The organism is Algibacter agarivorans (genome assembly GCF_039543245.1).
GTDB lineage: Bacteria > Bacteroidota > Bacteroidia > Flavobacteriales > Flavobacteriaceae > Algibacter_G > Algibacter_G agarivorans.
Window position 1 is genome coordinate 164377 of the sequence record NZ_BAABJJ010000012.1, and the last position, 18918, is coordinate 183294.

Below are 18918 nucleotides of genomic sequence, written 5' to 3' on the forward strand. Positions count from 1 at the left end.
TAAAATTTTAAAACCACGTTTTTTCGTGGTTTTTTTATGCTTTTAATTTACATTGCATTAATTTTGAAATATGCTGAAATTATTATCATACCCGCTAACAGCTATTTATAGCTTAGCGTTTTTCCTAACCATACTGATATTTCATCCTATACAAGCCTTTTGTTATCGGGTTTTTGGGTATCCTGCACTTAAAAAAAGTGTGGACATGTTACAGTTTTGCCTAATGCGTTGCATGAATATTTTAGGTACTCGATTTACTTTTGATAATCCACATAACATTGGCGCAGACCAACCCCTTATTATTGTATCAAACCATCAAAGCATGTACGATATATCGCCTATTATGTGGTACATGCGCAAGCATCACCCTAAATTTATTAGTAAAATTGAATTAGGAAAAGGCATTCCTAGTGTATCGTATAATTTACGCCATGGTGGTTCGGTTTTAATAGATAGAAAAAACCCAAGACAATCCTTACCCGCTATCATGAAATTCGGCGAATACATAGAAAAAACCAATCGTGCGGCCGTAATTTTCCCTGAAGGCACACGAAGTAAGGACGGTACACCCAAGCCCTTTCAAACAAAAGGATTGGAAATTTTATTTAAAAAAATACCGTCGGCATTGGTCGTTCCTATTACCATAAATAATTCATGGAAAACGTTACGTTACGGAAAATTTCCAATGGGTTTAGGGACACATATTAAATTTACCGTGCATAAGCCTATAAAAGTTAGTACCTTTGTTAATAAGCAAGACCTAATCAGTAGTATTGAGACTACTATTACCCAACATATAAAACCTTAAAACAAGTAAGACATGTCGTTAAAGAATAAAAGATTTGAAGTGATGCAGTTTTTGGAAAAAGACATTGATACTTTAGTTGAAAAGTATTTAATTCCCGTTGAAAAAATATGGCAACCTACAGATTTTTTACCGAATTCTGAAACTAATGATGCTGCCTTTTTTGAGGAAGTAAAAGAAATTAGAGAATTAGCAAAAGAATTACCTTATGATTTTTGGGTCGTTTTAGTAGGCGATATGATTACTGAAGAAGCCTTACCAACTTACGAATCATGGTTAATGGATGTTGAAGGCGTTGACCAAGTAAATGGTGCTAATGGCTGGTCCAAATGGGTACGTCAATGGACTGCCGAAGAAAATAGACATGGCGATGTGCTTAATAAATACTTGTATTTATCTGGACGTGTTAACATGAAAGAAATCGAAATAACAACACAACACCTTATTTCAGATGGTTTTGACATTGGCACAGACAGAGACCCATATAAAAACTTTGTTTATACGAGTTTTCAAGAATTAGCCACTTATGTATCGCATAATCGTGTTGCTAAAATAGCAAAAGACAAAGGCAACAAGCGTTTATCTAAAATGTGTAAAATTATTTCTGGTGATGAAATGAGACACCATCATGCGTATTCTGAGTTTGTAGAACGTATTTTTGAAGTTGACCCTAGCCAAATGATGATGGCCTTTCATTATATGATGAAGCAAAAAATAACGATGCCTGCTCATTTTTTAAGAGAAACTGGAGGCAAAATAGGTTCGGCTTTCGAAGAGTTTTCAAATACCGCACAACGTATTGGGGTTTACACTTCTATGGATTATATTGAAATTTTAGAAAAATTAATCAAACGTTGGGAGATTGACAAAATCACTAATCTTAATGATGAAGCAGAAAAAGCTAGAGATTATTTAATGAAACTTCCGTCTAGAATGACTCGTATTGCTGAGCGAATGAAAGTTCCAGAAGACTCATTTCAATTTAAATGGGTAGAGCCAGCCATTATAAAATAAATCGTTTTCTTTTAGTTGATAAACTACAACAACAAAATATTCAAGCCTGTATCGACTTCAAAAAACAGTGAAGTATCTACTTCTACTATTTTTAAATATAAGCAAAAAGGACCTATTTTAACTTGTAGTTACAGTAACAATCATATTGTTTCCGGGCATCTTATCGGTTTAGTTGAAGATGATGGAACGATTAATATGCGCTATCACCAAATAAATATAAAAGGCGAATTAATGACTGGTATTTGCCTTTCTAAACCAGAAATCATGACGAACGGAAAAATACGCCTGCATGAAAGTTGGTGTTGGACTTCGGGGGATAAATCCAAAGGCACCTCGGTTTTAGAGGAGATTTAATTTACAGTTTTCATAAAACTGAACTCGCTTCAGTTTCGCATTATTTTTATTTTTAACCCATGCATACTTCCGAAGACATAATAAACAAAACCATGACATTCGTAAAAGAAAGCCTTAATGATGCAGAAGGCGGACACGATTGGTTTCACACCCTAAGGGTGTATAATAATTCCTTGCTCATCTCTAAGAATGAATCTGTTGATACGTTTGTAGTTTCATTAGGTGCATTATTGCATGATATAGCAGATAGCAAGTTTCATAACGGTGATGAAACTGTTGGTCCTAGAATTACACGAGAGTTTTTATTCAAACTAAATGTAGATTCAATTAGTATAGAACATGTTGTAAATATTATTGAAAACATTTCTTTTAAAGGCGGTAACGACCCTCAAAAATTCAAATCAGCAGAACTAGATGTGGTACAAGACGCAGACCGATTAGATGCTATTGGTGCTATTGGCATTGCACGTTGTTTTAATTATGGTGGCTTTAAAAACAGAGAACTTTACAATCCTGATATTAAACCCAACCTTAATATGAGCAAGGCGGAGTATAAAACATCTACCGCACCAACCATTAACCATTTTTACGAAAAACTATTGCTCTTAAAAGACAGAATGAATACTAAAACAGGGAAGCAGATTGCATTAGAAAGACATCATTACATGCAAGGATTTCTAGATCAATTTTATGCTGAATGGAAAGGTGCAAAGTGAGGCTTATAAATGAACTTATATAATCTTATTTAATTGGCTGTAAAATGATATTATCACTCACTTTTTGTCTTTTTATAACTCCGTAATCCCGATAGCTATCGGAACTATAAATTTCAAAAAAGTCTTTGATTGAGCAAAAAAACCTCTATGTTTACTTCAATCAAAAAAGTTTAAAACAATTCAAAAATTAATTTTCTTGAGCAACCTGTAAAGCTGTAATTTTATATTCTAAAATCCCCAGTTCTTCACCATTTTCAATAATCTGATCGGCTGTAAGATTGTTATTGCTATTTATAAAATTTAAAATTTCTTTTCTTTTTTGAAAGTAGTATTCTAGTGTTACTATAATTCTAGTGTCCATCAACTTTAATTTTATTGTATAATTAGCTTTATTTCTTTTCTGTATTGCGAAGCACTTTTACCAGTAATATCATTAAACTGTTTATTAAAGTGTGAGAAATTATTAAATCCGCATTCAAAACAAACATCGGCAATACTCATTTGGCTTTCTTCCGACAATAATTTAGTAGCGTGAACCACGCGGTATTCATTAACCACTTGTGTAAAGGTTTTTCCTGTAGCCTTTTTAAAGTACCTACAAAAGGCAGGAACGGTCATGCTTACCTTATCTGCTATTTCATCTAACGCTATATGGTTCTGAAAATTTTCACGGACATACTTAAAGATTGCACCAATTTTAGCACTATCTTGAGCTTCTGCTTCAAAAGCAAACCCATCAGCATTTAATAAGGTATAATCATCAGTTATTGCCAAATGATTTAAAATTTCTAAGAATTTCAAAACGCGCTTTAAGCCATCATGCTCTAAAAGTTTTTCAATTTTTAGACCTATCTTTTTTTTGGTATCAACTTTAAAACGAATTCCTTTTTTAGCACGTTCAAATAACGATACGATATTGGCCATTTCTGTAACATCTAGAAAATCATTACCTAAAAAATTAGGCTTAAATTGTATTATCGTTTCTGTACCATTGGCCGTTAGCCTATCTGTAAATCCATTATGCGGTAAATTGGCCCCTATTAATATAAGTTGACTATTATTAAAATACGATAAGTGATTGCCAATATGTGTTTTTCCTTGCCCTTTGTTTATGTAAGCAAGTTCTAATTCTGGATGAAAGTGCCAAAAGGCATTGTTTTTATCTGCCTTTTCTCTATGCTGCTTTACCAATATAGAACTACCAAAACTGGGGCTAAGTTTTTCTAATGTAGGTTTCTTAATAATCATTGCAAGCCATTTATGTGCAAATTTAATACTTATTATGCATACATTATATATTCAATTACCTTAATTATATGCTATATTAACTTAACACGTCCTTAACATTCATTTAACAGATAATTTAGCATATAAATTGGTCAAAATGGATGTTTTATAAACTTCATTGTCACTTTACCTTTGTCCTGTCGAACGTTATAAAACCCAAATTATGAAAAACGTATTTAAAACATCCAAAAAAATCCTATTAACGGTAGCTATGTTAACCGCAATGTTAGGTAACGCTAATGAGGCTTCTTTTACAGTTAAAGAAGGTCTCAGAAAAACAGCTTTAACTATTAGTAATGTTAAAGAGGGAAACCTATTATCTATTAAAGATAATCATGGTGTGATTTTGTATAAAGAATTAATCCAAAATACTGGAACTTATAGAAAAGGCTTTGATTTAACCACATTACCTGATGGTGGTTATTTCTTTGAAATTGACAAAGACTTAGAAGTTGAAACCATTCCGTTTAGCGTTAAGGCTAAAGAAGTTGTTTTTAACAAGGACGAAGGCGTAACTATTTTTAAACCTTATGTTAGACAAAAAGAAGATTTTGTATACATCACAAAACTTAATACAAATCTTGAAACAGTAAAAATCAATATTTACGAAAATTATAATGGCGATTTTCAATTGATCCATTCAAACAAAATTGAAAATACCAAAATAATCAATAAAATATATAAATTAAAAAAAGGAAGTTATAAAATAGTTTTAAACTCTGATAACAAAGAGTACACGACATTCATTAATTAGTTTAATGTCTTATTTAGTTTAGTTTAGTTGTAAGTGGGCTGTGGTGGCCCACTTTTTTTGTGCAATATTTTCTAGTCTCATGCTGTTCATAAAAAATTAATTTCCTTTAACAAGCCTACTTAGGCTTATATTATGTGTTTTATTTTACCATAAATAGATGTGAAATTAACAGATAATTTAACACATAAATACATCAATTTCAGTGTTTTACACAAATTAATACTATTCTATATTTGTAGTGTTAAACGTTAAAAAAAACAAATTATGAAAAACGTAATTAAACACTCAAAAAAAGGAATCTTAATAGTAACACTGTTTGCTACCTCATTAAGTTTCGCTAATGAAGCATCATTTTATAAAATTAAAAATGATGCTAAAAGTACCTCGCTCTCTTTAAGTAATGTAAAGGAAGGAAACCTATTATCCATTAAAGATAATAATGGTGTGATTTTATATAAAGAATTAATCCAAAATACTGGAACTTATAGAAAAGGTTTTGATTTAACCACATTACCAGATGGTGGTTATTTCTTTGAAATCGACAAAGACTTAGAAATTGAAACCATTCCGTTTACCGTTAAGGCAAATGAAGTTGTTTTTAATAAGGAGGAAGCCGTAACAATCTTTAAACCTTATGTTAGACAAAAAGAAGATTTTGTATACATCACAAAACTTAATACAAATCTGAAAACAGTAAAAATCCATATTTACGGTAATTATAATGGTGATTTTCAATTGGTCCATTCAGACAAAATTAAAAACACCAAAATAATCAATAAAATATATAAATTTAAAAAAGGAAGTTATAAAATAGTTTTAAACTCTGACAACAAAGAGTACACGACATTCATTAATTAGTTTAATCTCTTATTTAGTTTAGTTTAAATGTAAGTGGGCTGTGGTGGCCCACTTTTTTTATTTTCTTTTTATAGGGAATCTCAGTTTTCAACTGAACTTCGATTTCTAATATCGATAAATTAGTCTTCATTTTAAAACAATTTTAATTGCCCGTCTTTAAATTGTTCATGCAAATCACAGTTTAACTTTGGCATCTTTTTATCTTTAAAATACTTTTGCCTTGCCAGCTTTACAAGCGTGTTGATTTGTTCTGCAATTTTACCCTCCCCTCGCATTCTTGTTCCGTAACGTGAATCGTTTAAAGTTCCGCCATGACAGCTTTCTATTTGATGCAACACTTTATCTGCTCTATCCGGCATGGTTTTTTTTATCCAATCGGTAAATATTTCGCCAATAGCGCCATTAAGTCTTACAATAGTATGCCCAATTGATACGGCTCCATGTTCTGAAGCCAATTTTGCCAAAGACAGAATTTCATGACTATTTATAGACGGAATAATTGGTGCCAACATCACATTAACAGGAATTCCGTTATCACTTAATATTTTAACCGTTTCTAAGCGCTTTTTTATAGTTGCCGTTCTAGGTTCTAAAATATGTCTGGTAGATTCTGATAATGACGTGATGGAAACATTAACACCAATTAAACTGTCTTTTGCCAATGCTTTTAAAAGTTCTAAATCACGTAGAATTAAGGCGTTTTTTGTTATTATAGCCACAGGATGTTTGTATTTCAAAAACACTTCCAAACATTGTCTTGTAATTTCAAATTGCTTTTCGGCAGGTTGGTAGCAGTCGGTATTGCCAGACATAACAATAGGATGCGCTTTCCAGCTTTTCTTTATTAATTGAGCTTCTAGAAGTTTTGGCGCGTCCTTTTTTACCAAAATGCGACGTTCAAAATCTAAGCCAGCGCCATAACCCCAGAACTCATGTGAGTTTCGAGCATAACAATAAATACATCCATGCTCGCAACCTTGATAGGAGTTCATAGAATACATCATCCCAACATCTGGGCTGGTCATTTTATTTACTATGGTTTTAGGAAAAACAGGTAGGTATACTGTTTTGTTTTTATCAGCTTGCTCACCTTCTTTATGGCAAAATTCTAAGAAATCGTCACGCATTTCATGACTTAGCTCAAAAAAACGATTGTGTACATTACGCTGTGCGCCACGTCCTTTTATGGCAGATTTTGGATTCATTATAGTAAAATTAACGGTTAGGCATGCTTTAAGCAGCTCTTTAAAATTACTTATAATTTATACTAAAAACTGTTAAAGGAGAAATGGGTTATTAACAAAAACTGGCATTCTTTATACTTGACTTACCAAAAAATTTAAGCTAACTTATTTTAAAATAGGCTTTTATACATTAAAGACTCATTATAAAAATACACTGAACTATTTATTTTCTGCTTTTCACATTGAAAATCGTTCATTAAAAAACATATGTTATAGAAAAAAAACCAATGCTTCAATCTTCATTTTTTTTAATCTTCTATTTTTGTTATAAAACCTAAAGTACTATGAAAAAAACCACACAACTTCTCATTTATCTTCTTTTTTTAATTTCATTTAATTCATTTCTTACGGCACAAAATGTTTATGTTGCAACAAATGGAGATGATGTAACAGGAGATGGCTCCAACGGGAGTCCTTACAAAACTTTTAATAAAGCCGTTTCTGTAATGTCGGCAGGAAACGTATGTATCATCAAAGGTGGTGTCTATGAAGAAGCGTTAATAATTAACAAAAATGGAACTAACGGTAATCTACTAACTTTCAAAGCTGCCGATGGTGAAGATGTCGAAATCAGAGCTACCACAGCAGTAAGTGGTTGGCAACTGCATAGTGGAAATATCTACAAAGCTAATGTAACCATGGGTATTGAAAGTAGGTTCCGTGCTGTTTACCATAATAATGAATATATGGATTTAGCCCGATGGCCTAATAATACAGATAATAATCGCTGGACAGTTGATTGTGCTCCTGTTACAGGAGGTGATGGCTCTCATTTTCTTGCCAATAACATTCCAAATATAAATTGGACTGGTGGCATGGTTTATTATCTTGGAGCACACTCTGGAACTAGTTGGACACGAACTATCTTAGGAAGCACAACTTCTAGAATTGATTTTACAACAGTCAATATTAATAGTTGGCCTTTTACACCTCATAACCCAACAGTTTGGAGGGATTACCCCGGGAATGAAAGAGGGCAGTTATACCTTTTCAATAAGCTGGAAGCTCTAGACCATGCTCGTGAATGGTATTATGATGGTGGCACAAAGACACTTTATCTTCAAACAGCTAATGGCGCCATGCCTGCAGATGGTACTGTTGAATATGCAAGAACTAAATATGCAGCACAATTACAAGGAGATTATATTAAACTTGAAGGTTTAAACTTTTTCGGAGGTAGTGTTAGGATCGATAATAATGCAGATAACAACCAAATTATTAATTGTAAAATAATTCACGGTAGTGAAGGACATGATGATTTGGCTAATTCATCCGCTCAGGTTGGAGAGGCAGCTCTTGATGTTCTTGGAGATAACACCTTAATAAAAGGTTGTACCATTGACCATAGTTCGGTAAGTGGTATAAATATAGCTGGTTGGGCAGCCTCAAATTGTACTGTTGAAGGAAACTATATAAGCAATACAGACTACCTAGGAATTCATGCATCACCAATAAGAACTAGTGCTAACAACATGAAAATACTAAAAAACACTATTGTTAATGCTGGAAGAGATGGCATGTATGTTGCGGGCGCTAACTGTGAAACAGCCTATAACGATGTGTCTGGGTCTCAACAAATAAATAGTGACTCTGGTGTATTTTATACGGTTGGAAATACCTCTTTAAAAAATTGTGAAATACACCACAATTGGTTTCATGATGCTACCGCGCCATCATATTCGTATGGTACTGGAGGTTCTGCTAAAGCTGCGGGTATCTATTTAGATAACGACAGTAAGGGCTACGTGGTACACCATAATGTGATTTGGAATGTATCTTGGACTGGCTACCAAGTAAACTGGAACAATACTAATTTAGATTTTTTCCATAATACCATTTGGAATACTGGTGGAGCCATGGGATCCTGGGTTAATGGTCGTGAACAAAAGGATAATAAAGTTTATAATAATTTTGCAAGTGATGGCGATTGGTTTGCTGGCAATGGTCCAAGCGAATTTGATATAAAAGACAATGTGATTTCTAGCACCTCTCCTTTTGAAAATGCCGACGGTCAAAATTTTATGCCAAAATCTGGTAGTGCTGTTATTGATAAAGCACAAGTCATTTCAGGATTTACAAAACCTTTTAAAGGAGCTGCTCCAGATATTGGCGCTTATGAACTTGGAGGCACACGATGGACAGCAGGTGTTAATGCTATTGAAGATACAGGTGAAGGAGAAAAACTTGTGATTTCTGATATTCAGTTCACTATTGCTGCTGCTTCTGAGACTTGCCCAAATAAAGACAATGGTAAAATTAGTATATCTGCAGGTTTTGTAGAAGACTATGTTGCAACTTTTAATGGTTCCAATACAGATTTCACACAAACATTAGACATTGAAAACATTGTTCCTGGGACTTATGATTTATGTATTTCCATTAAAGGTGATAGCGAAAGTAAATGTTTTAGTGTGGTGATTAAAGAATCACCTGCAATAACCAGTAAATCTAATTTGGGTGTCAATAAATTATCCGTAGCCATAGAAACGGGCACAGCACCTTTTACTGTTACTGTAAATAATGAAGTTGTTCAAGAAACTTCAAGTACTTCATTTGATGTTGCTGTAGATCATGGTGATATTGTAAAAGTTAAATCAAGTAAAGATTGCGAAGGTGTAATTGTTGAAAATATCGACTTTTTTGGAAATATTCAACCCTACCCTAACCCTACAACTGGAGACTTTCAGTTTTTACTCCCAATAACTAACGGGCAGGTTGCTATCGAGATTTACAACATTCAGTCGCAGTTGGTTTCTTCAAAAATATATCAAATTAATTCTGGAATAGTTGACCTTAGCTTAAACAATAGACCATCAGGAATCTACTTTGCAAAAATTATAGCAAACAAACCAATCAATGTTAAAATTATAAAAAAATAAAAATATGAAAAATATAAAATTATTATTAGTACTTGTCATTATTATGGCATCTTGTTCTAGCGGTGGTGGTGATGACACACCTCCCATCGAAGAAAACAAAGCTCCGGGAAAAGTAGCTTCGTTAACGTATCCAACTAATAACCTTTTGTGTATTTCAAACACACTTTTATTTGAATGGGCTGATGCTATAGATCCTAATGGAGATCAAATAACCTATCTGCTTGAAATTTCTAAAAACAATCAATTTTCTAGTATTGAAGAGTCAATTACCTCCACAAATAATAATTCAAAACCTGTTACTTTAGAGAAAGGTATTGCTTATTATTGGCGTGTTAAAGCTACAGACAGTAAAGGTTTGTCAAGCGATTATTCTACCGTATTTCAATTTTATACAGAGGGTGTAGCAGAAGTAAATCATTTACCTTTTGCACCAAACTTAACTGCTCCAACTAATAACGGGGCTGTTTCTGGCGCGACTACCAATTTACAATGGAATGCCAGTGATGTTGATAACGACCCATTAACTTATGATGTGTATTTTGACACTGCTAATCCGCCAACAACTAAGGTTGGTGATAACCAAAGTACAAAATCTTTAACAGTAAACATAAACGCTGCAACAACATACTATTGGAAAGTAGTAGCCAAAGATGATAAAGGTGGACAAGCCTTAGGACAAGTTTGGAACTTTAGTGTGAACTAAATATATAACAGCAATATTTTTTAAACGACTGGAGTTAAACTTCAGTCGTTTTTTATTACGAACACATAAGCATGAAGACCATTAGATGATATATAATACCAATTTATCTCCCAGGAAACTCAGCCTTACGCTTCTCTAAAAAAGCTGTGGTGCCTTCTTCAAAATCATCAGTTCCAAAACAGTTTCCAAATTCCTGTATTTCAATATCAAAGCCGTTAACTCCATCTTTAAAATTGGCATTTATCGCCTTTATAGCTGAACTAATGGCCACTGAAGAATTACGAGATATTTTAGTTGCTATTTTTTCGCAAAACGGGAGTAATTCCTCTTGCGTAGTAACATGATTTACCAAACCATAATTTAAAGCTTGGTTGGCATCAATCATTCCAGCGGTCATAATCAATTCCATAGCACGTCCTTTACCAATAAGTTGTGGTAAACGTTGCGTGCCGCCATACCCAGGAATAACGCCCAATGACACTTCGGGCAATCCTAATTTAGCATTATTACTCGCCACTCTAAAATGGCACGCCATTGCCAATTCCAATCCACCTCCTAATGCAAAACCATTAACTGCTGCTATAACTGGTGTTGAAAGATTTTCAACAAAATCGAATAATATTTTTTGTCCTTTTTTAGCTAGCTTACTACCTTGTTTCACATTAAAATCTGCAAATTCGCTAATATCTGCTCCAGCTACAAATGCTTTTTCGCCACTTCCAGTTACAATAATAACTTTGGTGTTTTGGTCTTTATTTGCAACGTCGAATGCATCGTGCAACTCTTCAATAGTCTCTTTATTTAAAGCATTTAACTTATTTGGACGATTTATGGTTATAGTAACTATGCCATTGTTTTGTTGGGAAATTATGTTGTTGTAAGACATTTTTTGTTTTATTAAAAGACCTTTCGACTGCGATCAAGGTGACATTAATTATATATTTATTCTTTAGGAAATGACACTTTAAAAATTGTGCCTTTATCTTTTTCTGAAACAAAGGAGATGCTTCCCTTATAAGTTTCTACTATATTTTTTACCATAGCCAGTCCAAGACCCATACCACTTGTTTTAGTGGTGAATTTTGGTTCAAATACTTTATCTTTATTTTCTTCCGAAACTCCTGAACCATTATCGGATACAGTAATAACTACATTACCATTGTCATCTCCAACATTAATTACAATCTTTGGTATCTGGGTATCTGGAATAGACTGAATACCATTTTTAACCAAATTAGTTACCACACGTATAAGTTGTGTTCTATCAAATTTTGCGATAATTTCTTCTTTATCCGCTGTGAAAACTATATAATCTTCATTAAAAATATCCAATGCTAATTTTACAATTTTCACCACATTCAGCGTTTCATTTTGCTGCGCTGGCATTTTTGCAAAGTTTGAAAATGCGGAGGCTATAGAACTCATGGTATCTATTTGCTGAATCAAGGTTTTACTGTATTCATCTACCTTTGAATGGATATTTTCGTCTTCTGGATTAAACTTTCGCTGGAAATTTTGGACCGTTAATCGCATGGGCGTTAACGGGTTTTTAATTTCGTGTGCCACTTGTTTTGCCATTTCTCTCCAAGCTTGTTCACGTTCACTTCTGGCTAATTGCACGGCACTTTCTTCAAGTTCGTCAATCATGCTATTATACGAATTCACCAAAGTGGAGATTTCTTCGCTCGTATCATCAACATCAATTCTTTTATTGCGCTTTTCTAATCTCGTGGTATTAATTTTATCACTAATCGTTTTTAAAGATTTAGTTATGTACTTGGATAATAAAAACGCAATAGCAATGGCCATAAGTAATACCAGTGCAAAGGCATAACCTATACGCAGTAAAAACTCTTGTAGCTCTTTGGACAGAAAATCATCTTTTTCTAGATATGGTAAATTTAAAATGGCTATAGGTTTAGATTTTTGGTCTAAAATATAGGTATAAGATGATTGGAACGTTTCGCCGTTTTCTTTGTGTTTATCCACAAACCTATGTGAAGCCGTATTGGAAAGCGCATTTAATATATCAGCATTTAAACACTCCTCGGTGGTTTCTTGGTTTAAATCTGCTTTGGAGCTTATTAATAGCCCGCCTTCTAAATCATACAAATTTGTTTGAAGTTTATGTATATCGGCAATATTATAAATTTCTTCTTTAAAAATAAACTGAATGTTTTCGGTTTTTACTTCCCATGTGTTTTGTCTACCGTTCAAAACCCGTTTTAAATGGTTTTGAATGTTTTCTTCTTTACGTTCTAATCGCCCTTTATGATAATCTGAACTTTGCTCTTTGTATTGATAAATCGCTACCGCAGAAATAAGTACAGATGCCAATAACACAAGTAATATCATGGCTAGAAAAATACGGGTACGTAAAGAAGGTGTTTTAAATTTCATTGGCTTAAATATAGCAATAATCACACCAAAAACCGTATAGCGCTGTTTTCAAATTCTAAAAACAAAATTCCAATTACTTCCGCTTGGAATTTTAGTTACGCTTCAGGGTTTTTGTCTCGAATATTTTTGTAAATTTTAAAACCCAACATGATAAAAACACCTAAAATAATGATACCTACAACGCCCCAAATCCAATTAATGGCACTTTTTAGGACGACTAAAAATATAACTGCAAAAAGAATAAATGTGGCTCCTTCGTTCCAAATACGCATAAAACTGGATGATTTTTTTACCACATCGTTTTGTAATTGCTTATAATATTGATGCGTTTTTAGGTGGTAGATAATAAGTAAAACTATAAAGGCTAATTTTACTTGCATCCAAGGTTGCTGCAACCAATAGGGCTGTAAAATGAGTAGCCAAATAGCGAATAGCGTTGCCAAAATAGCCGATGGCCACGTAATGATAAACCATAGGCGTTTTGCCATAAGTTTGAGCTGTTTACCAAGAATTTCTTTATCTGGAGATGGTTTATGATAGGCTTCAATTTGATATACAAACAATCGTGGAATGTAAAATAAACCCGCAAACCAGGTGATGACAAAAATAAGATGAAATGATTTTATATATTGATAATATTCCATGTTTAACTAATTTTTACTGGCGTTTTTGACCATGTATTTATCCATTTAGATAGTAATGCCACAAATTCTTCATCGTCATTTAGGCAAGGTACTGTTGTAAAATCGTTTCCTCCCATTTCATGAAAAATTTCCTGACCTTCCATGGCTATTTCTTCTAAAGTTTCAAGACAATCGCTTACAAAGGCTGGCGTTACTATTGCCATATTTTTGATGCCTTGTTTACCTAAACGCTCAATAGTTCTATCGGTGTAAGGTTGTAACCATGGGTCAAACCCTAAACGGGACTGGAAGGATGTTGAGTAGGTACCTTCTTTAAATTTAAGTTTTTCTGCAACCAAACGGGTTACTTCTAAACATTGGTGCTTATAGCAAAACTCGTGGGCTTTACTTGGGGTTACACAGCAACTTTTATCTATTTTACAATGCGATTTTGTAACATCGCTTTTTCTGATATGCCGCTCTGGAACACCGTGGTATGAGAACAACAGATGTTCATGATTTTTACCTTCCAAATGTTTTTTTATTGAATTTGAAAGCACCTCGATATAATCAGGTTTGTTATAAAACGCCGGAACAGATTCAATTTTTAAATTCGGGAAATGTTGTTGGCGAAGTTCTTCGGCTAATACAGTAATGGTTTCCGTTGTTGCCATAGCAAACTGCGGATATAAAGGGAATAACAACACCTCATCCACACCTTTATCGACTAATTCTTGAAGTCCTTTTTTAATGGTCATACTACCGTAACGCATAGCCAATACAACAGGTTGTTCTACTTGTTTTTGTATTTTCTTTTGAAGCCTTTCAGACAAAACAATTAACGGAGACCCTTCATCCCACCAAATTTTTTTATAGGCTGCTGCCGATTGCTTGGGACGGGTATTCAATATAATACCTTTTACCAAAGCTGTTCGTGCAACAAGCGGGATATCAATAACCCGCTCGTCCATTAAAAACTCTCCCAAATATTTTTTAACATCTTTTGGATTTGGACTATCTGGTGAACCGAGATTAACTAATAAGATTCCTTTTTTCATATTGCAAAAATACAATACAAATTGCAATCATAATATTTAGCTCCAAATAATTCCATCCTATAATTACTTAGTAGATGTTTTCTCTTCCAATTTTTGCTGATGATATAACTTAGGTCTTTGCTCTTTATAATCACAATCTTGAAAAATACCACAAGACGTATTGGAGCGTGCTAATGATTTGGTGATTTTAGTTTTAGACAATGCGGCTATTTCTGGGGTTAGATATTTCATGATTTAAAAGGGCTTTTATATTTAACCTTGGTCTAAGATATACCATAAGGCTTACATTTTCTAACTTAACTCAACGACATCACATATTTCTTTGGAGTTGTACCATATTTCTTTTTAAACGCAGCTATAAAATGGCTAGATGTACTGTAACCTACCTTATGCCCTACTTCGTTTACATTATCGTTTCCAGCTTCCAATAATTTTCGGGCTACTTCCATTTTATAATCAAACAAAAAGCTAAAGACCGAATCGCCGTAAATTTGTTTAAACCCTTCTTTTAGTTTTTTAAGGCTCAATCCTATTTCATCTGCTAATTCTTGTAAACTGGGTGGTTCGGCCATTCTCGACACAATAATATCCTTTGCTTTTCTAATTTTAATCACGTTGGTTTCATCTACTAAAAATGGGCATTGCTCAATATCGGCATCCTCACTTCTATTAAAATACAAACTCAACAACTCATAAGCTTTCCCTTTAAAATACAAAGATTTGATGGATTGATTAAGATTATAATTGATTAACTGGTTTAAAACGATAGCCATAGAAGGTGAAATAACACCATCTTTATAATATTTCTTATCCTTATTATCTTCACTCAAAAAAGTAATATAATCGGCTTCTTGCGAAAATAACCCGTGAAAGGTTTTAATGAATATTAATATGGAAACCATCCACGAATTTGGATTTATTTCTAAATGTATTGGAAGGTCGCGCTGCGGATTATAAAGTAACAATGAGTTTTCCTCAAGAATATTTAGTCGATATCGCCCTTCATTAAAAACAAATTGACTAGAACCCTTGATACAAAAATGGAATTGAATATAGTCGCTATCTATTTCTTTAGCAACAGATTGCATTTTGGTTGTTTCATTTTTATACGCCAGTACTAAAACACCTTCATCAACTTTTGTTTCTTCAAAAGAACTTTTAGCGACACTTTTATTAGCATTCATTTCTTGATTCATAGCTCTGTTATTTAGATTCGTTCTAGATTAACCACTTAAAACCAACCCGATACACCACAAAAGTATGACATTTATCATGTTTTAAGAAAAAACAGCGCTAAAAAACTCGAAACGATACTAAAAGTTCTTTGAGCGTTACTTTTTTTTAAGCCATCCCTATATTTTTGCTTCACATTTTCAGGTATAAACATGCAGAAGTACAATATTTCAAGAAGCAATTACTTTTATGCCATTGGTTTGAGTTATAAAAAAGCCGATGCAGATATAAGAGGGCACTTTAGTTTGGACGAAGAATCTAAATTAGCATTGTTAACTCAAGCTAAAGAAAATGATATTGAAAGTTTGGTGGTTACCTCTACTTGCAACAGAACCGAAATTTACGGTTTTGCGCAACACCCCTTTCAATTAATCCAATTGCTTTGTGATAATACGCGTGGAACGGTTGAAGAATTTCAAGAAGTTGCCTACATCTACAAAAACAAAGATGCTATTGCACACATGTTTCGTGTGGGTTCTGGTTTAGATAGCCAAATTCTTGGAGATTTTGAAATTATTAGTCAGTTAAAAATTAGCGCTAAACTATCTAGAAAACATGGCTTATTAAATCATTTTACTGAGCGTTTGGTAAATGCAGTTATTCAAGCTAGTAAACGTATTAAAACAGAAACCGATATTTCTTCAGGTGCAACATCTGTTTCTTTTGCTTCAGTACAATATATTTTCAAAAATATTGAAAACGTTTCTAATAAAAATATTTTATTATTCGGAACAGGGAAAATTGGCAGAAACACTTGTGAAAATTTAGTAAAACATACCAAAAATGAGCATATAACCTTAATCAACAGAACAAAAACCAAAGCAGAGCAAATTGCTGGAAAATTTAATTTATTGGTTAAAGATTATGCAAATTTACAAGAAGAAATTAGTGAATCTGATATTCTAATTGTAGCTACGGGAGCGCAACGACCTACTATTGATAAGCACATTATCCAAGCAGAAAAGCCGCTCTTAATTTTAGATTTATCCATTCCCAAGAATGTTGACGAAAATGTTCAAGAATTAGAACATGTATCGCTTGTCCATCTAGACCATTTATCTCAAATTACTGATGAAACTCTAGAAGCGCGAAAAGCTCATATTCCTTCAGCCGAAGTGATTATTGAAGAAGTAAAAGCCGAGTTTAATAGTTGGTTAGAAACCAGAAAGTTTGCTCCTACTATTAAAGCTTTAAAACATAAATTATCTGATTTTGCTACTGCAGAATTAGATACACAACGCAAAAAAAATGCTGATTTTAATGAAGCTCAAGCGGAGTTGATTAGCAATAACATCATTCAAAAAATTACTAACCATTTTGCGCATCATTTAAAAGATGATGACGTATCTACTGACGATAGTCTGGAACTTATTAAAAAAGTATTTCAGTTAGAACCTTCTACAAAAAATGTCTAAAACCATAAGAATTGGCACGCGCGATAGTGAATTAGCACTATGGCAAGCCAAAATAGTACAAAGTTTACTTGAAGATGCAGGTCATAAAACAGAACTCGTTCCCGTAAAATCTACGGGCGATTTAGTTTTAGACAAACCGCTTTACGAATTAGGAATTACAGGTATTTTTACCAGAACTTTAGATATTGCCATGTTAAATCATGACATCGATATTGCGGTTCATTCTTTAAAAGATGTGCCTACAGTTTTACCAAAAGGCATTATTCAAGCAGCCGTTTTAAAACGCGGTAACGTAAATGATACGCTTGTTTTTAAAGACAATGAAGAATTTTTAGGTGCTAAAAAAGCTATTATTGCAACTGGCAGTTTACGTAGAAGAGCACAATGGCTAAATCGCTTTCCAACACATACTATTACAGATTTACGTGGTAATGTAAATTCACGTTTACAAAAATTGGAAGATAATGACTGGAATGGTGCCATTTTCGCAGCGGCAGGTATAGGTCGTATTGGTATCAGACCAGAAGAAGCTATCAATTTAGATTGGATGATTCCTGCGCCAGCACAAGGTGCCATCATGATTACTGCTTTAGAGGAAGATGAATTTGTAAAAGAAGCATGTGCTGCACTAAACCACGAAGAAACCGAAATTTGTACCACGATCGAACGTGAGTTTTTAAATAAATTAGAAGGTGGTTGCACAGCGCCCATCGGTGCTTTGGCCTATATTAAAGATGAAGAAATCAACTTTAAAGGCGTTTTATTAAGTCCTGATGGCACAAAAAGAATTGATGTTACCCGAGTTAAAAAACTAGGTGAACATCATGATATGGCCCAGTATTGTGCCGATTTTGTAATTGAACGCGGTGGTAAACGTTTAATGGATAAGATTAAACAATCTAGCAAAAAAACGAATGTGTTTTCTACAAAGAGTTTTACTGAAGACCAACGTTTATTATTTCATGAAAAGGTAGTTGCAGAAAGTACCGATTTTATAAAAATAAGCTTGAATCGTATTCACCCTCGTTTATTAAAAAATGAAATTCAGAATGTTGTGATTACCAGTAAAAATGCTGTTGAATCATTAACTACAAACTATTCTGCAATAGAATTACAATTTAAAAATATCTACTGTGTTGGGCGCAGAACCAAACGTTTGGTAGAAAACAAAATAGGTAAAGTAAAACACACTGAAAAGAATGCTAAAAAGTTAGCTGAATATTTAGTCGAGTATGTAGAAGGCACAGAAGTCACTTACTTTTGTAGCGATATAAGATTGGATGCCTTACCAACTATTCTAACAGAAAACAACATTGAAGTTCATGAAATTGAAGCTTACCAAACTAAATACGATGGCTTTAAAGTAGATGATTCTGTGGAAAGTGTGATGTTTTACAGCCCCTCAACCGTTGAAAGTTTTGTACGAAGGAACAAAGGTGACGTCATTGCTTTTTGCATTGGTGAAACTACAGCTAAAGAAGCAAAAAAACATTTTACTGATGTAAGAATTGCAAAAGTACCAACTGTAGAGAGTGTGATTGAGTTGGTGAACGAATATTATGTATAACGTTTGTC

At 33.5% G+C, this 18918-nt stretch carries 19 protein-coding genes; 10 read left to right on the forward strand and 9 right to left on the reverse strand.

The window, feature by feature from the left end:
• The first annotated feature begins 70 nt into the window (after positions 1–70).
• The 4 genes from ABD935_RS05585 to ABD935_RS05600 all read left to right on the forward strand — a co-directional run bounded on the left by ABD935_RS05585 (position 71) and on the right by ABD935_RS05600 (position 2889).
• Positions 71–808, forward strand: coding sequence for a lysophospholipid acyltransferase family protein (locus ABD935_RS05585; RefSeq protein WP_345190687.1), 738 nt, complete (start codon positions 71–73; stop codon positions 806–808).
• 12 nt (positions 809–820) lie between these two features.
• The gene (locus tag ABD935_RS05590) at positions 821–1819 is read left to right on the forward strand and encodes an acyl-ACP desaturase (RefSeq protein WP_345190688.1); all 999 of its coding nucleotides are present in this window, start codon (positions 821–823) and stop codon (positions 1817–1819) included.
• Positions 1820–1834: 15 nt separating this feature from the next.
• Positions 1835–2173, forward strand: a complete 339-nt coding sequence (locus ABD935_RS05595) for an avidin-fold protein (protein ID WP_345190689.1) — start codon at positions 1835–1837, stop codon at positions 2171–2173.
• A 92-nt stretch (positions 2174–2265) separates the two neighbouring features.
• On the forward strand, positions 2266–2889 hold the full coding sequence (locus ABD935_RS05600) for an HD domain-containing protein (RefSeq protein WP_425550199.1): 624 nt from the start codon (positions 2266–2268) through the stop codon (positions 2887–2889).
• A gap of 187 nt (positions 2890–3076) precedes the next feature.
• Here the strand turns inward: ABD935_RS05600 and ABD935_RS05605 are convergent, their stop codons facing one another.
• Together ABD935_RS05605 and ABD935_RS05610 are read right to left on the reverse strand one after the other, a co-directional pair.
• Positions 3077–3250, reverse strand: coding sequence for a hypothetical protein (locus tag ABD935_RS05605; protein ID WP_345190691.1), 174 nt, complete (start codon positions 3248–3250; stop codon positions 3077–3079).
• A gap of 11 nt (positions 3251–3261) precedes the next feature.
• Positions 3262–4137 carry an AraC family transcriptional regulator gene (locus tag ABD935_RS05610; RefSeq protein WP_345190692.1) on the reverse strand — a complete coding sequence of 292 codons (876 nt, stop codon included), beginning with the start codon at positions 4135–4137 and terminating at the stop codon, positions 3262–3264.
• Positions 4138–4339: 202 nt separating this feature from the next.
• On the opposite strand from ABD935_RS05610, the gene ABD935_RS05615 reads away from it, so the two are divergent.
• Positions 4340–4930, forward strand: coding sequence for a hypothetical protein (locus ABD935_RS05615; protein ID WP_345190693.1), 591 nt, complete (start codon positions 4340–4342; stop codon positions 4928–4930).
• A 264-nt stretch (positions 4931–5194) separates the two neighbouring features.
• The gene (locus tag ABD935_RS05620) at positions 5195–5788 is read left to right on the forward strand and encodes a hypothetical protein (protein ID WP_345190695.1); all 594 of its coding nucleotides are present in this window, start codon (positions 5195–5197) and stop codon (positions 5786–5788) included.
• A gap of 131 nt (positions 5789–5919) precedes the next feature.
• On the opposite strand, the gene ABD935_RS05625 is transcribed toward ABD935_RS05620, so the two are convergent.
• A complete protein-coding gene (locus ABD935_RS05625; protein WP_345190696.1) occupies positions 5920–6993 on the reverse strand; it encodes a PA0069 family radical SAM protein in 1074 nt (357 codons plus the stop codon).
• 323 nt (positions 6994–7316) lie between these two features.
• Between ABD935_RS05625 and ABD935_RS05630 the strand changes: the two genes are divergently transcribed.
• Together ABD935_RS05630 and ABD935_RS05635 are read left to right on the forward strand one after the other, a co-directional pair.
• Entirely contained in the window at positions 7317–9911 is a 2595-nt protein-coding gene (locus ABD935_RS05630) for a T9SS type A sorting domain-containing protein (RefSeq protein WP_345190697.1), read from the forward strand.
• Between the two features lie 4 nt (positions 9912–9915).
• Complete coding sequence (locus ABD935_RS05635; protein ID WP_345190698.1) at positions 9916–10614, forward strand: hypothetical protein; 699 nt, start codon at positions 9916–9918, stop codon at positions 10612–10614.
• Between the two features lie 103 nt (positions 10615–10717).
• On the opposite strand, the gene ABD935_RS05640 is transcribed toward ABD935_RS05635, so the two are convergent.
• From ABD935_RS05640 to ABD935_RS05665, 6 genes are all read right to left on the reverse strand, one after another.
• Positions 10718–11500 (reverse strand): enoyl-CoA hydratase/isomerase family protein, encoded by a 783-nt coding sequence (locus tag ABD935_RS05640; RefSeq protein ID WP_345190699.1) that lies wholly within the window; start codon positions 11498–11500, stop codon positions 10718–10720.
• A 56-nt stretch (positions 11501–11556) separates the two neighbouring features.
• The gene (locus tag ABD935_RS05645) at positions 11557–13014 is read right to left on the reverse strand and encodes a sensor histidine kinase (RefSeq protein WP_345190700.1); all 1458 of its coding nucleotides are present in this window, start codon (positions 13012–13014) and stop codon (positions 11557–11559) included.
• Between the two features lie 95 nt (positions 13015–13109).
• Positions 13110–13658, reverse strand: a complete 549-nt coding sequence (locus ABD935_RS05650) for a CopD family protein (protein WP_345190702.1) — start codon at positions 13656–13658, stop codon at positions 13110–13112.
• Between the two features lie 2 nt (positions 13659–13660).
• Entirely contained in the window at positions 13661–14695 is a 1035-nt protein-coding gene (gene hemH / locus ABD935_RS05655) for a ferrochelatase (protein WP_345190703.1), read from the reverse strand.
• Between the two features lie 63 nt (positions 14696–14758).
• On the reverse strand, positions 14759–14926 hold the full coding sequence (locus tag ABD935_RS05660; RefSeq protein ID WP_345190704.1) for a hypothetical protein: 168 nt from the start codon (positions 14924–14926) through the stop codon (positions 14759–14761).
• Positions 14927–14991: 65 nt separating this feature from the next.
• Positions 14992–15891, reverse strand: a complete 900-nt coding sequence (locus ABD935_RS05665) for a helix-turn-helix transcriptional regulator (protein ID WP_345190705.1) — start codon at positions 15889–15891, stop codon at positions 14992–14994.
• Positions 15892–16080: 189 nt separating this feature from the next.
• Between ABD935_RS05665 and hemA the strand changes: the two genes are divergently transcribed.
• Both hemA and hemC read left to right on the forward strand, forming a co-directional pair.
• Complete coding sequence (gene hemA / locus ABD935_RS05670) at positions 16081–17343, forward strand: glutamyl-tRNA reductase (protein WP_345190707.1); 1263 nt, start codon at positions 16081–16083, stop codon at positions 17341–17343.
• Complete coding sequence (hemC, locus tag ABD935_RS05675; RefSeq protein WP_345190708.1) at positions 17336–18910, forward strand: hydroxymethylbilane synthase; 1575 nt, start codon at positions 17336–17338, stop codon at positions 18908–18910. Before hemA ends, hemC begins: the two co-directional genes overlap by 8 nt.
• Positions 18911–18918 lie beyond the last annotated feature (8 nt).

Coding starts and splice junctions, on each gene's coding strand:
- ABD935_RS05660 (WP_345190704.1), bottom strand. CDS start 14,926: ATGAAATATCTAACCCCAGAAATAGCCGCATTGTCTAAAACTAAAATC.
- ABD935_RS05640 (WP_345190699.1), bottom strand. CDS start 11,500: ATGTCTTACAACAACATAATTTCCCAACAAAACAATGGCATAGTTACT.
- hemH (WP_345190703.1), bottom strand. CDS start 14,695: ATGAAAAAAGGAATCTTATTAGTTAATCTCGGTTCACCAGATAGTCCA.
- ABD935_RS05585 (WP_345190687.1), top strand. CDS start 71: ATGCTGAAATTATTATCATACCCGCTAACAGCTATTTATAGCTTAGCG.
- hemC (WP_345190708.1), top strand. CDS start 17,336: ATGTCTAAAACCATAAGAATTGGCACGCGCGATAGTGAATTAGCACTA.
- hemA (WP_345190707.1), top strand. CDS start 16,081: ATGCAGAAGTACAATATTTCAAGAAGCAATTACTTTTATGCCATTGGT.
- ABD935_RS05610 (WP_345190692.1), bottom strand. CDS start 4,137: ATGATTATTAAGAAACCTACATTAGAAAAACTTAGCCCCAGTTTTGGT.
- ABD935_RS05590 (WP_345190688.1), top strand. CDS start 821: ATGTCGTTAAAGAATAAAAGATTTGAAGTGATGCAGTTTTTGGAAAAA.
- ABD935_RS05605 (WP_345190691.1), bottom strand. CDS start 3,250: ATGGACACTAGAATTATAGTAACACTAGAATACTACTTTCAAAAAAGA.
- ABD935_RS05625 (WP_345190696.1), bottom strand. CDS start 6,993: ATGAATCCAAAATCTGCCATAAAAGGACGTGGCGCACAGCGTAATGTA.
- ABD935_RS05635 (WP_345190698.1), top strand. CDS start 9,916: ATGAAAAATATAAAATTATTATTAGTACTTGTCATTATTATGGCATCT.
- ABD935_RS05665 (WP_345190705.1), bottom strand. CDS start 15,891: ATGAATCAAGAAATGAATGCTAATAAAAGTGTCGCTAAAAGTTCTTTT.
- ABD935_RS05615 (WP_345190693.1), top strand. CDS start 4,340: ATGAAAAACGTATTTAAAACATCCAAAAAAATCCTATTAACGGTAGCT.
- ABD935_RS05620 (WP_345190695.1), top strand. CDS start 5,195: ATGAAAAACGTAATTAAACACTCAAAAAAAGGAATCTTAATAGTAACA.
- ABD935_RS05630 (WP_345190697.1), top strand. CDS start 7,317: ATGAAAAAAACCACACAACTTCTCATTTATCTTCTTTTTTTAATTTCA.
- ABD935_RS05600 (WP_425550199.1), top strand. CDS start 2,266: ATGACATTCGTAAAAGAAAGCCTTAATGATGCAGAAGGCGGACACGAT.
- ABD935_RS05645 (WP_345190700.1), bottom strand. CDS start 13,014: ATGAAATTTAAAACACCTTCTTTACGTACCCGTATTTTTCTAGCCATG.
- ABD935_RS05650 (WP_345190702.1), bottom strand. CDS start 13,658: ATGGAATATTATCAATATATAAAATCATTTCATCTTATTTTTGTCATC.